General features: G+C 45.0%; 8 protein-coding genes. 1 reads left to right on the top strand and 7 read right to left on the bottom strand.

The genetic code is table 11. The features are described 5' to 3' along the window. The first annotated feature begins 65 nt into the window (after window positions 1-65). Window positions 66-1,337, top strand: coding sequence for an RNA-guided endonuclease IscB (iscB, locus tag HFV01_RS13070; protein ID WP_193521175.1), 1,272 nt, complete (start codon window positions 66-68; stop codon window positions 1,335-1,337). A gap of 164 nt (window positions 1,338-1,501) precedes the next feature. Here the strand turns inward: iscB and HFV01_RS13065 are convergent, their stop codons facing one another. From HFV01_RS13065 to HFV01_RS13035, 7 genes are all read right to left on the bottom strand, one after another. Beyond that, window positions 1,502-4,252, bottom strand: coding sequence for a bifunctional acetate--CoA ligase family protein/GNAT family N-acetyltransferase (locus tag HFV01_RS13065; protein ID WP_006625607.1), 2,751 nt, complete (start codon window positions 4,250-4,252; stop codon window positions 1,502-1,504). 431 nt (window positions 4,253-4,683) lie between these two features. Continuing rightward, window positions 4,684-6,837: an FAD/NAD(P)-binding protein gene (locus HFV01_RS13060; protein ID WP_046319674.1), complete on the bottom strand. Its 2,154-nt coding sequence runs from the start codon at window positions 6,835-6,837 to the stop codon at window positions 4,684-4,686. A 115-nt stretch (window positions 6,838-6,952) separates the two neighbouring features. Next, window positions 6,953-8,830: a family 2A encapsulin nanocompartment cargo protein cysteine desulfurase gene (locus HFV01_RS13055; RefSeq protein WP_006625604.1), complete on the bottom strand. Its 1,878-nt coding sequence runs from the start codon at window positions 8,828-8,830 to the stop codon at window positions 6,953-6,955. Then, complete coding sequence (locus tag HFV01_RS13050; protein ID WP_006670576.1) at window positions 8,830-9,753, bottom strand: family 2A encapsulin nanocompartment shell protein; 924 nt, start codon at window positions 9,751-9,753, stop codon at window positions 8,830-8,832. The genes HFV01_RS13055 and HFV01_RS13050 overlap by 1 nt, the downstream gene beginning before the upstream one ends. A gap of 180 nt (window positions 9,754-9,933) precedes the next feature. After that, a complete protein-coding gene (epsC, locus tag HFV01_RS13045) occupies window positions 9,934-10,824 on the bottom strand; it encodes a serine O-acetyltransferase EpsC (protein ID WP_318286253.1) in 891 nt (296 codons plus the stop codon). 116 nt (window positions 10,825-10,940) lie between these two features. After that, window positions 10,941-11,918: a cysteine synthase A gene (gene cysK / locus HFV01_RS13040; protein WP_006670577.1), complete on the bottom strand. Its 978-nt coding sequence runs from the start codon at window positions 11,916-11,918 to the stop codon at window positions 10,941-10,943. Window positions 11,919-12,254: 336 nt separating this feature from the next. Then, window positions 12,255-12,860: a Crp/Fnr family transcriptional regulator gene (locus HFV01_RS13035; RefSeq protein ID WP_006625600.1), complete on the bottom strand. Its 606-nt coding sequence runs from the start codon at window positions 12,858-12,860 to the stop codon at window positions 12,255-12,257. Window positions 12,861-12,863 lie beyond the last annotated feature (3 nt).

The following is a 12,863-nucleotide window of genomic DNA, read 5'->3' as shown; positions in this document are numbered from 1 at the left end:
TTGGAAAGTACCGACTCTGAACATTAGCGAAGCAAACGTTACGAGCAATCAGAACAGACGCAACAATGTCTAACCATGTTTTCGTTTTAGATACCAACCGCAAGCCCCTGACACCGTGCAAGCCAGGGATGGCACGATCACTGCTCAAAGCCGGGAAAGCATCGGTATTTCGACGCTACCCATTCACCATTATTCTAAACAAGGAGGTTGACGCTAATCCTGAACCCCTCGAACTCAAATTAGACCCAGGCTCTAAAGTCACTGGAATTGCCTTGAAGCAAGGGAATCATATTATCTTTGCTGCCGAGTTGCAGCACCGAGGACAGCAGATTAAAGAAGCATTGCTCTCTCGTCGTCAACTCCGACGTTCTCGACGAAACCGCAAGACCCGATATCGACCAGCTCGGTTCTTGAATCGGACTCGTCCCGAAGGTTGGTTAGCTCCCAGCTGGCAGCATCGAGTAGATACTCTAATGACCTGGGTTCACCGATTTCGTAGACTTGCCCCAGTTGGCCGCATTACCCAAGAGCTAGTACGGTTCGACCTGCAATTGATGGAAAACCCTGAGATTTCAGGTGTTGAGTATCAGCAGGGAGAATTACAAGGCTATGAAATCAGGGAATACCTGTTGTTCAAGTGGGACAGAACCTGTGCTTACTGTGGGGCTCAAAATGTACCACTTGAAGTTGAGCAGATCCAGCCTCGGTCTAAGGGTGGCTCTGACCGGGTTTCTAACCTGACGATGGCTTGCCACTCATGCAATCAAGCCAAAGGCAATGGGGACATTCGGGATTTTTTATCGGGCCAGCCTGATGTCCTGAGTCGTCTTCTCAGGCAGGCCAAATCACCCCTTAAAGATGCGGCTGCCGTTAACTCGACCCGATGGGCCTTGTTCAAGGCTCTGAAAGCAACAGGACTCCCAGTTACCACAGGAACGGGCGGACAAACGAAGTTCAATCGACTGAGGCTCAACCTACCTAAAGCTCACTGGCTTGATGCTGCCTGTGTTGGACCAGTCGAATCACTGGAAGTTCTGACTTCAAAACCGTTGCTGATTTTAGCAAAGGGGCATGGAACCCGTCAGATGTGCGGGACGAATAAGTACGGATTCCCGAATCGTCACCGCTCCAGGAGGCAAATTCATAAAGGCTTTCAGACTGGCGACATGGTGACGGCACTGGTCACAGCGGGGAAGAAAATTGGCTCATATCTAGGACGGGTTCTCTGCCGTGCGTCTGGTAGTTTTGATATTACCACCGCTTCGGTACGGGTGGCAGGCATCAGCCACAAATACTGCCAACCGATTCACAGGAAGGATGGTTACGCCTATGCTTGAAAGATTGACGGGGACTAAAGTCCCCCTGTCGCGTTTCCTCCCCGGTCTAAAGACACGGGGCTTCCACGCTCCCAAGAGGTTTACGTGAACTCCCCCCTGTACAATGGTAGGGGTAGCGATCGCGATCGCTACCCCAGCACTAAAGAAACAATAACAAACAAATGCTAATCGGAAAGTTGAATTTCCGCCCTGACCATGGGTTCCCCAATTACCCGGTTAAGGGTAAATCCGATTTTTTCGCAGATATGCTGCATCACCCGGTTATCAGTGAGGATTTCTGCCATAATGGAAGTGAGTTTTTCCTGGCGACCAATATATAGGAGTTGTTCAAGCAACTGCGTCCCTACCCCTTGACGTTGGAAAGAATCAGCCACCAATAGGGAAAATTCCGCCTCATTGCTACCATACACCTTGCTAAGTCGTCCCAAGCCGATGATTTGTCGTTCGTGGGTTTCGGGATTGGTGTATTCTGCTACCAGAGCCATTTCGCGATCGTAATCGATAAAACAGAGTCGGGACATAGGTTCATGACCTGTCCGGGAACTAAGTTTGATCAGATGAGCATAGCGCAAATAAACGCTTTCCTCCGAAAGACTTTCATGGAATTTAACCGCCATGGGTTCATCTTCAGGACGGATAGGACGGATAGTAATAGGGATTTCCTTCTGAGAAACCCAATAGGTGACATATTGCTGAGGATAGGGTCGGATAGCCGGCTTAGATAATTGGTCTTCTGGGGTGTCTGGGTCATGAAGTACCACCCGCGCATCGAGGGCCACCAGTCGGTCTTCCGAAGCCACCAGAGGGTTAATATCAATTTCCTTAATCCAGGGTTGTTCGACCACTATATGGGAAAACCTGACCATAAGCTGTTCAAGGGCATCCATATCGACAGGAGGCCTTCCCCGCACTCCTAACAGGGCTTTATAGATTTTGGTCTGTTCCATCATCCGCCGCGCCAAAGTGGTGTTAAGGGGCGGTAAAGCCAGGATACGGTCTTTAAATACTTCCACCAGTTGCCCACCCGTACCAAATAGCAACACTGGTCCGAATTGAGGGTCAAGGCTACTGCCGATAATTAATTCATAGCCATCTAATTTAAGCATTTCCTGAACCGTGACACCTTGGAAATGTTCAGGTCCGACCTTTTCCGCTACCGAAGAAGCGATCGCCTCATAAGCCGCCTGTACTTCTTCAGCGCTAGTCAAATTAAGTTTAACCCCACCCACATCAGTTTTGTGGGTAATAGTTTCCGACAACAATTTGAGGGCTACCGGATAGCCAATAGCTTCCGCCGCCGCCAAAGCCTCCTCAACCCTTGAAGCCATGCGAGTATCAACCACCGGGATGCCATAAAGTGCTAGAAGTTCCTTAGACTCAAACTCAGTTAGCAAACTTCGTCCTTGGCTAAGGACCTTATCAATCAGATGTTTAGCCGTTTCCAGTGTCGATAAATTATCCTCAGAAGCTGCGAAAGTCGGTGTTTCATACAAGCCACGCAAATTGTAGGTATAGCGCCACATATAGTTAAACATCCGCACCGCCGTATCAGGATAAGAGAAAGTGGCGATATTGGCTTGATTAAGAATCTTAGCCCCTGCTGCCACTTCTGCGCCACCCATCCAACTAGCCAAAATCGGTTTTTTGTGATCCTGCATTGCCAAAAACTTCAACTGTTCCGCCGTTTGAGTGGGGTCAGTCATAGCTTGGGGAGTCAAAATCACTAACAACCCATCCCCACTAGGGTCTTTCACCGCTATTTCAAAGGCTTTCGCGTAACGTTCCGGGTCTGCATCCCCCAGAATATCAATCGGGTTGCTGTGACTCCATTGGGGCGGTAAAACCTGGTTAAGGGCCTTAGTAGTTTCAGAGGATAGTTGTGCTAGGGTTCCCCCTTCAATCAGTAAAGTATCCGTGGTTAGCACTCCCGGTCCCCCTGCATTAGTTAAAATAGTTAGGCGGGGACCTTTAGGGCGTGGTTGTTTTCCCAGCAATTCCGACAGAGAGAATAAATGGGCGATATGATAGACCCGCAAAACTCCACAGCGCCGAAAAGCTGCATCAAGGACATCATCACTCCCCGCCAAGGCCCCCGTATGGGAGGCTGCGGCTTTGGCTGCGGCTTCTGTGCGTCCGGCTTTAATGACAATAATGGGTTTAGTTAGGGCTACTTCCCGCGCTGCTGATAGGAATGACCGTGCATCTCCTATGGACTCCATATAGATGACAATGCTTTTGGTGTTCGGGTCATTACCCAGGTAGTAAATTAGATCTCCCCATCCCACATCTAACATTGATCCGATGGAGACGAAAGCACTAAAGCCGACATTTTCCTGAAAACTCCAGTCTAAAATGGAGGTACACAAGGCCCCACTTTGACTGATAAAGCCTACACTACCGCGAATAGCCATGGCACTGGCAAAAGTGGCATTTAGTCCGGTGAGGGGGTTCATTAGTCCTAAACAGTTAGGACCAATAATCCGCATCGTGCTTTGGCGGGCATATTCCAGGATTTGTTGTTCTAATTCGACCCCCTTGGGTCCGATTTCTTTAAACCCAGCCGAGAGAATGATTGCGCCTTTGACTCCGGCTTCCACGCATTGCCGCACTATATCGGGGACTGTGGGCGCAGGGGTGATAATAATTGCTAAATCTACTGTCTCTGGGACTTCCCCTATACTGGGATAGGCTTTGATACCTAAAACATTGCTACGTTTGGGGTTGATAGGAAATACTGTACCACCAAAGGGGTTACGAATTAGGTTCCACAGCAAGGTTCGCCCTACACTGTTGGGTTTTTCGGTGGCACCTATGACGGCTACTGTTTGGGGTGAAAATATGGCTTTGAGGGGTTGGTGGTCGTAGCGTAAAACGTCATGGGCTGGATCGGTGGTTCTTGATCTGGTGGCTTGCATAAACCATGCCTCTCTGTTGATGGGAGTTTTGCTCTGGTTGGTTGGTGAGTATATGTTACTATTATAGTTCCCATTCACTCTATTGGGCTAGAGGTATTGATTTTTTCCTGAGTTTGGTAACTTTCACTACTTTGGGATTGTTCAGATACCTGGGGCTGATTTATCAAGGGTGCTTGACCTCGGTTTTTGAGTGGCTGCTCAATTTTTTATCATTTGGGGGTTAATTGTCGGTTAAGTTTAATTTAAATAACAAACTATCAATTCCCTACTCACAACGCTGTCCTCCCTCACTACAGCGGTCTCCCCTCTGGGATAGGGACCCAGAAAGGCGATCGCTTTTGAAGTTGTATTGCTCTTGATTAAATTTGCGGCAATATGCCAGTATTTGCTATGATTATAGATAGGTGATCTAGCGATATAATCGAGTGATTTTAAGGTCGATCGCCACACCATTCGTTGGCAGCGATCGCCTCTGCCATTTGACTCGGATAACTTAGATCAAGGTGTTCCATTAAGGTAATAAATTCTTCTCTACTGCGTTGACTTAATCGAGGATTGCACATTTTTTCTTCGCCAATGGTAGAAACCGTGCGACCCTTATAATCATGGGCAGGATAAACCAAAATATCATCCGATAGGGTAAATAACTTTCGTGTCACAGTATCATAAAGAGTTCCGGCATCTCCTGATTGTAGGTCAGTGCGTCCACAACCACGAATCAATAAGGCATCTCCCGTTAACAAATAACGATGGTTAATTAAATAAGCTAGATGACTATTAGTATGACCAGGAGTAGCGATCGCCTGAATATTTACACTTCCCAAATTGACAATATCACCATCATCTAACTGTCCATCTGCACCTTTAATTCGGTCATTTTTAGGAACTAAAACTTGACAACCTGTTAGCTTTCTCAATTGACCAGCACCAGTAATATGGTCAGCATGCAGATGAGTTTCTAAACAGTAACAAAGATTCAATCTCCAATCATTTATTAATTGTAAATCACGGTCTATTTTTGCCAACACTGTATCTACTAAAACTGCTTGTTTAGTCTCCAGATCAGCAATTAAATAAGTATAAGTGCTTGACTGTTGATCAAATAACTGACGAAATAATAAATTTAATTCACTGCTATGGTTATGATTAGATGTAGATAAAGGCGCTACAGGACGCACCCATAAAGGTAGATCATTTAATATAGTTGTTGCTAATAATTGGGCTTGTTCCCGGATTTCTTTGATAGCTGTAGTTTCCCATAGATCACCTTTCCGGGGAGGTCCAAGGGTATAAAGTAAACTAGAACCTTGACCTTGGGCATCTAATATCACCCCATTAGGTAAAGTATATAGTCCCAAACCCAAAGGGTTAGGACAGATTAATCCTTGGTTTCTTAAATCAGCAATTAAAGACTGTTTTGAGTTTCGATAATCTACTTGTATTCCCGTGCAATTAATCAACTTTTTAACTTGTATGCTTACATGAAAATTGCCTTTATAAATATCTACCAATATTCCACTATCTGTTTGTGTATAATTGCCAATTCTTCCAAATTTAATAATGAGTTTTTTAGCAATAATTAAACTTTCCATAATTTCGCCAATTTCTGAAGCCAAACGATGGCGATGAATATCCCAGTAACGGTTGACATGACGCAGAAATCTTTTTTGTTCAACGGCTGATAATTCTTGCCACAATTCTTGAGTCACCGGACGAAGCGAATCAATGACAGACTGCCAATTATAACCCAATTCCGTGGCTGTTTTAATCTCCGCACGAATAGACTTTAATAAACCCCTAATCGTTTTGGGCGCGGTATTTTTAGTTAAAAAATTCGGGTAGGGTTGGCTAGGCTGATGAGACAAAGGCAATAAACCATGACGGGAAACAGCATAAATTTTACCTTGGTGATGGCGATCGCGCAGAGACATCACCATATCCACCATTGTTAATCCTGTACCAATCAATAACACAGAATCATCGACCTCTAGCCCGGTTAACGCATCCTTTGACCAAGCATTGCGTATATAGGATGGGTGAATATTGGAATTACTCTGTAACTTACCTAAAGAAAGAGGAGGAGGAGTGGCTCCATTACCGAGAGCTAAAACTATTTTATCAGCGGCAAAATTATCTTGATTTTTGAGGCAAACAATTGCTCCATTATTTTGAGGCTTTATCCCAACAACTTCATCAATAATACGTTCGAGGTTGACATAACTTGAGGCAGTGGATTCAGCTTCTTGTAAAACCGATTGAATATATAGTCCATAAACTCGACGAGGAATAAAAAGACTGGAATCAGGTTGATTGGGCAGCCAAGTTTTTAGGGTATGATAATTAAAATTGAGCCAACGGAGGAGATGACTGGAGTCATCAGGAAAAGCACTCATTGTGGATGCCGGAACATTGAGGAAATGGCTATTGCTTGTGGTGCGATAAGCAACTCCTTTGCCAATATCGTTACAATCTATGAGCTTTATTTTCAGGGGTCTTTGAGCATTTTTTAACAGGTGAACAGCCACCATTGTCCCACTAAATCCCGCGCCGACAATAGCCACGGTAAGAGAAGCATCTGAAATCATCCTGACCCCCCTGTTTAAAGCAAATTATTTTCTGATTTAATTTTCCAAAACCAGCATAAAAACCAGGTTTCTATCAAAAAAAGTGACTAATGAAGAAACCTGGGCTCTTTGCTAATTAGCCTAATTGTTTTTGTCGGATTCGTTCCAAAGCATGAACCAGAGCATCTACCTCAGATTTAGTATTATAAAAAGCCAAGGACGGACGCACAGTTGCCTCTAAACCAAACCGTCGCAAAATTGGTTGGGCGCAATGATGACCCGCACGCACCGCGATGCCTTCTTGGTTGAGTGCTTGTCCTACAGCTTCCGCCGAGAAACCATCCAAAACAAAGGAAAGGACAGCAGCTTTTTCTGGGGCAGTACCAATTAAATGCAGACCGGGAATAGTATTTAAACCCGTGGTCGCATATTCGAGCAATTCATGCTCATAACGGGCAATATTTGGTAAACCAATCTGTTGAACATAATCAAGGGCTGTAGCTAATCCCACTGCATCAGCAATATTCCCCGTCCCCGCTTCAAATCGGGCTGGACTATTTTGATAAACAGTGCGCTCGAAAGTGACATCAACAATCATGTTGCCGCCACCCTGCCAGGGGGGACTGGCGTTTAATAGGTCTTCGTGACCATAAACAACGCCAATGCCAGTGGGTCCAAAGATTTTATGACCGGAAAAAACAAACCAGTCGCAACCGAGTTGTTGCACGTCAACAGGAATATGAGAGACGGACTGAGCGCCATCTAATAACACTTTGGCACCAACTTGGTGAGCCTGGGCAATCATTTTTGCCGCCGGTGTAATGGTTCCCAAAGCATTAGAAACTTGGGAAAAAGCTACCAATTTTGTGCGAGGATTGAGCAGTTGTTGATACTCTTCCAACAAAATTTGTCCGCGATCGTCTACGGGTGCAATACGCAACTTGGCTCCGGTCCGAGTTGCTAACTGTTGCCAAGGCACAATATTAGCATGGTGTTCTAAATGACTTAGAACAATCTCATCCCCGGCTTTGATGTTTTGTTCTCCCCAACTTTTCGCCACCAAGTTTATGGCTTCTGTGGTTCCTCGTACAAAGATGATTTCGTTGACGGAGGAGGCATTGATAAAATGACGAACTGTCTCTCTGGCGGCTTCGTAGGCATCTGTTGACCGGGCTGCTAATTCATGGGCGGCGCGGTGAACGTTGGAGTTTTCATGGGAGTAATAATGAACTAGGCGATCGATGACGGCTTGAGGTTTTTGAGTCGTTGCCGCATTATCAAACCAGATCAGGGGTTTACCGTTGACTTTCTCTTGCAAAATGGGAAAATCACGGCGGATAGTTTCGACATCGAAAATATCATGTTTTGTCACCGCCGCCAGAGGCACAAAAAATGGGTCAATCGGTGAATTTTGCCTGTAATTCTGTGGGGAATAATCCTCAACAGTTTTAGGGATGCTCTGATCTGGTTTTTGTCTTTCTACCCCTTGACTTAAATGTTCTAAAAAATAGAAGTTGGGGGTGACAGTTGGGATAGATGGTGTGGGAACCGATGCTAAGGATAGATTCGGAACTGTAGGAGTTGCGGGAGTTGCGATCGCCTGGGGAATTTCTTTGGGAATATGGGATGCACCGGCTCCTACTTCCGCTACGGAATGGGGGGAGTCGGGGCGATCGACACCGGGATCGCTAAAATAGAATTGCGGCTCCCCAACAGATAAGTGAGGTGTGGATACTGGCAGTGATTTCCCATCAAGCAAATTTTGCTTAATATTGGAGACCGGACTACTAATATCCTGAACCGATTGAGGGATATTTAGGGAGTCGGGCAATGGCACATCAATGCCGCTGCGCTTCACTTCTTGAATAAAAGCATTCGCCAGTTGATCGAAGGTGTCCGCTTTAAATAAGGGGTTGATGCCATCTCCCCCCAAATCAGTGACAGAGGGACTAGGGTTGGGTTTCGCCTGCCCTTCTGTCAGGGAATTTTCCGGGTAAAGTTTGGGGGTAGTCATTAGTAGGTGTGATACTGGTTGACATCAACGTTCTGAAGAACGGCAGCCGCATCGTCGGTCAGGACGGCTAAAGAGCAGTACAGGGAGACGAGATAAGAGGCGATCGCTTTGCGGCTAATTCCCATAAAGCGCACGGAAAGTCCGGGTCCCTGTTGACCGGGTAAATTCGGTTGATACAAGCCAACTACCCCTTGACGACTGTCGCCGACCCGCAGCAGTAAAATATTGGTTTTGCCCTCATTATTCACCGCGAGTTTATCGGAAGGAATTAAGGGCACTCCGCGCCAGGTGATGAATTGAGAACCAAATAAAGAAACGGTAGCAGGGGGAACGCCACGGCGGGTGGCTTCGCGACCAAAGGCAGCGATCGCTTTAGGATGAGCCAGGAAAAAGGCGGGTTCTTTCCAAACTTTCGCCAATAACTCATCAAGATCATCTGGAGTAGGAGCCAGACCTCGGGGCTGTACTTTTTGACTGTCAACAATGTTATTGAGCAACCCGTATTCAGGATTATTAATCAGTTCACTTTCTTGACGTTCTTTCAAAATTTCAATCGTCAAGCGCAACTGTTCATGGATCTGATCGTGGGGACTGCTATAAAGGTCAGAAACACGAGTGTGAACATCGATAACCGTATTAACAGCGCTGAGAAAATATTCTCGCGGCTGTTCTTGATAATCCACAAAGGTTTCAGGTAATTCTCGCTCATCTCGTTCTGAGCAAGCCACTTCGACTTGAGAAGGATTTTTGACTTTGTTGAGACGATATATCCCGGCTTCAACAGGTGTCCAGTGCAGCAGACGCACAAACCAACGGGGACTAATTGTGTCTAATTGAGGAACGGTTTTTGTGGCATTAGCCAACTGACGCGCTGCAACATCATTAACGGCTAATTGCAGTTCAGGGTTATTGGTGCTAGTCATCGATTGTAACTCCGATTTATTCAAGGAATGAGGTTAAAATCTATCGCTAAAATCACTGTCGCTTATTTTCCATAAACTGGGTTTCTGCTGTCTGCAGTGATTTATCAGCGGGTTGATAGGCGGGGATATCTTATTCCCTCTTTATAGCTATATGATCTGGCTGGGAATTAGAGAGGCAAGTTAAATGCCTGCCCCTGCATCAAAAATTTCCTCCCGTACTTGAGCTTGGGAGACAAAAGCTCCGGCTGGTACACTACGGGTTAGCCAAACATTGCCGCCTATGGTTGATCCTTGACCTATAGTGACTCGGCCGAGAATTGTTGCCCCGGAATAAATCACTACATCGTCTTCGATAATTGGATGACGGGGATTGCCTTTAATTAAACTGCCAGATTCGTCGCGAGGAAAACTTTTTGCCCCTAAAGTAACGGCTTGATAAATCCTGACGCGATCGCCAATTACAGTGGTTTCACCAATTACTACTCCTGTACCGTGATCGATAAAGAAACTATTGCCAATAGTAGCCCCAGGATGAATATCTATTCCAGTTTCTGAATGACCAATTTCAGCAATTATTCGAGCTAATAAAGGTGAGTCAATACGATACAGTGCATGAGCAATTCGATGATAGGTAATTGCCGTAATTCCCGGATAGCAAAACAGCACCTCGTCTAAATTCTTGGCGGATGGATCGCCATCATAAGCGGCACAAACATCACTTTCTAGCAGGTTTTTTATTTCAGGTAGTTGTTCGGCAAAAGCCTGCACTATTGACCTAGCTTTTTCCCGAATTTTAGATTCTTCTACCTGATTTTCTGAAGCAATCAACGACTGCTCTCGTTGGATTTGATGTTCGAGTAATTGCCGAGATTCATTAAGGGTATGACCTATAAAATAATGGGTAGAAGTTTCTCGGAGATCGGGATTGCCAAAGTGGAAAGGAAATAAAGCCCCCCTGAGTTTATCCACCATCTTAAATAAGATTTTACGGGATGGCAAGGGAACATAATTTCGCTCTTGTGAACAACTCCTAAAAGCCTGCTTGCGAGGCTGGGATAAAGCTGTAATCACTGACTCAATATCCCATGTTTGCTAACGGGGCTATAAGTTAGGGAAATATAGCTATCATTGGTCATGGTTTATTGTCAGCTAATACCGGGGCAAATATTAGGAAATTTAAGGCAAAATTAAACAGCTAAACCTTGCTCGTTAAATACTCCTTGGAAAAGAATAGAACTGAGATAACGTTCACCAGAGTCTGGCAAAATAACCACAATAGTTTTGTCCTGATTCTCTGGTCTATGGGCTAGTCTGACTGCCACTGCTGTCGCTCCTCCGCAGGAAATACCTGATAAAATTCCTTCTTCTTTAGCTAACCGTTGAGCGTAGAAAATTGCTTCTTCATTGGTGACAGTTTCTACGGCATCAACTATTGATAAATCCAGCACTTCTGGGACAAAGCCTGCACCAATGCCCTGGATTTTATGGGGGCCTGATTTTACTGGATCTCCGGCAATGGTTTGGGATATAACTGGGCTGGCTTCCGGTTCTACTGCCACTGATAATATGGCTTTACCTTGAGTGTGTTTAATATATCGGGATACTCCGGTAATTGTTCCGCCTGTACCCACTCCTGAAACCAGAATATCGATCGCTCCTTCGGTTTCTTCCCAGATTTCTGGCCCAGTGGTCTGCTCATGGATCCGGGGATTTGCTGGGTTACGAAACTGTTGCAATAAAACATAGCGATCGGGATTAGAAGCTGCAATTTCCTCAGCTTTTGCTACTGCGCCCACCATGCCTTTTGAGCCTTCGGTTAAAATTAGATTTGCTCCATAAGCCCGCAGCAATTTCCGTCGTTCCAAACTCATCGTTTCAGGCATGGTTAAGGTGAGGGGAATGCCTTTGGCAGCAGCGACAAAGGCTAAGGCAATTCCTGTATTACCACTGGTGGGTTCAACTATTTCTTTACCGGATCCTAATAAGCCTCGTTGTTCTGCATCCCAAATCATCGCCGCACCAATACGGCATTTAACCGAATAGGCTGGATTACGACCTTCAATTTTAGCCAGAACAGTCGCGCTACTATCACCAACTACGCGATTTAAACGGACTAGGGGAGTCCTACCGATGGCGAGACTGTTATCTAAAAACCATTTCACCATATTCAATACTCCTAGTTATATATTTCGGGACTGATGTTGTGCCCGGTCTAATAGGGCGACAACTTGCTTGTCAATCTGTAAATCTAATATACATGAATTTCAAAACATTTGCAATACATTTTTGAATTTTTTTAAATTTTGCGAGCGATCGCTTGTGTAACTACTAGATTCTTTGCTATCAAAGGGTTTCAGCTACTCGCTGCCGAGGGGAGTCAACTTCTGCTCAGGAAAAAATCTCCCTCTCCGAGAATTGGGAGGGGAGGTAGTATCAAAAACTCTTCTTCTTGAAATACAGTGCTTAGATCAAATCTTCAACCCAACTTGAGGTTATACCCATCAAATTTGATAGTACCAAGTGCTGTACTCATCGTTGAGGATAATTCTACTAGAATTTCTATAAATTAATCCTTCCGATTCAAATTGTTTGAGTAAACGAGTAATTGTGACTCGAGTCAATCCGCATAATTCGGCTAAATCTTGATGTGTCAACCTCACATCAATTAAATATCCCTCACTGGTACGATTACCAAAACGCTGAGATAACCAGTTGAGAACATTCAGCAAAATAAACCAAGCGCTGTGATTGGCACGAGCCATCAGTAACGTCTCGGTATTTTGCCAGTAGTTGAAAATTAATTCAGAGGAAGGTTGCCAAGAACTTGTGGGAATTGCTATCACTTTAACTGGGGTTAATGCTTCTATAATATAGGGTGAAGTTCGCGATAAAGGTTTACCCACAATATCATCAACTAACCAAATTCCGGTGCAGACAACTGTATTGTCTTCTGTATAAGCTATACTTCGGACAACTCCTTTTTTAATTAACCAAAAAAACTGACTTTCTTCAGGTAGAAAATCTCGCCGATTAAAAGACCTACTAGCAGCATTTTGTGGAATTTGGCTGATTTCTTGTTGGCTAATTCGGTGTGTTAAATCGCTCATGTT

The organism is Limnospira fusiformis SAG 85.79 (genome assembly GCF_012516315.1).
GTDB classification, from domain to species: domain Bacteria; phylum Cyanobacteriota; class Cyanobacteriia; order Cyanobacteriales; family Microcoleaceae; genus Limnospira; species Limnospira fusiformis.
This window is presented reverse-complemented; position numbering and strand designations above follow the sequence as displayed.